This is a genomic window from Streptomyces sp. NPDC054863, assembly GCF_053610825.1.
The window spans coordinates 1-1,108 of record NZ_JBSGZD010000580.1; the positions used below are offsets into that span (position 1 = coordinate 1).

At 69.3% G+C, this 1,108-nt stretch carries 1 protein-coding gene; it reads right to left on the reverse strand.

Annotated features, from left to right (window positions below; translation table 11 throughout):
• Positions 1-1,004: polysaccharide lyase 6 family protein (locus ACWGIG_RS39045; RefSeq protein WP_453326464.1), on the reverse strand; the 1,004-nt coding region annotated here is incomplete at its 3' end.
• Between the last annotated feature and the right edge of the window lie 104 nt (positions 1,005-1,108).

Below are 1,108 nucleotides of genomic sequence, written 5' to 3' on the forward strand. Positions count from 1 at the left end.
CCCCACAGGAGGTTGCCCGACCAGGTGAAGCGCACGGTGTTCGCCATCGCGACCAGTTGGCCCGAGTCCCCGACGAGCAGGTTGTCGGCAACGGTGACGTCCCGCGGCTCGTGCGGACGCTGGCTCTCCCCGGAGAGCGTGCCCTGGTTGTTCACCAGGGTGTTGTACGCGATGAGGACCCGGTCGGCGGCGTCGTTGCCGCGACGCTCGGCGGGCGTCTCGCCGGGCACGTGGTCGCGCGCCGAACCGCTGCCGACCACCAGGGCACGGCCGGACAGACCGGCGAGGTAGTTGTTGACGATCACGTGGTCGTTGCCGTAGATCCGCACGCCTTCCGTGCCGGCGACGAGGTAGTTGCCCTCCACCCGGTTGCGGTTGCCGTGCCGCAGCACGATCCCGCCGAAACTGTCACGGATGGTGTTGTACCGGACGGTGTTGTCCGAGGACTTCACCGAAATCGCTTCGGGGTCGCCGTCGCAGCGCTCGAACAGGTTGTACTCGACGACCGCGTGGGCGCCGGACAGCGCCCGGGGGCTGACACCCAGCCGGATCGGCTCTCCGCCGTTGGATCCGGCGAAGCTGTGGTCGGAGAAGTGGTTGTGGTGCACGTGAACGCGCTGGGCCATCTCCTGCTCGCCCGCGCCCTCGATACCGAGGTAGATGCCGAGCGTGCTCTTGCCGTGGAAGTGGTTGTGGTCGACCTCGCTGTCGTCCGCACGCACCATCAGCCAGTGCAGGCCCTCGATGTCGGCCAGTTGGAAGTCGTTGCGGGTGAGCCTGATGTGCGAGCAGTCCGGGGGGATGTCCAGGGTGCTGCTCTGACGGAAGGAGAAGCCGCTGAGGGTGATGTGGCTGGACGCCGCCAGGACGAAGCTCTGCTCGCCGTTGAGCACGACGCCGCCGCGGGTCCTGGCGGCGATGGTCACGGGCGCGCGCCTGGTGCCCCGCTTGTTCCGGATGATGAGGGGGCGGCCCGAGGGGACGGTGTAGGTGCCGTCCGCCATGACGATCCTCTCCCCCGGGCGTGCCCGGTCGATCGCGGCCTGGAGCTCGTCCAGCGAGCCGACGGTCGCGGGGGCCGCCATCGCGCTTGCGGTCAGCAGCCCGC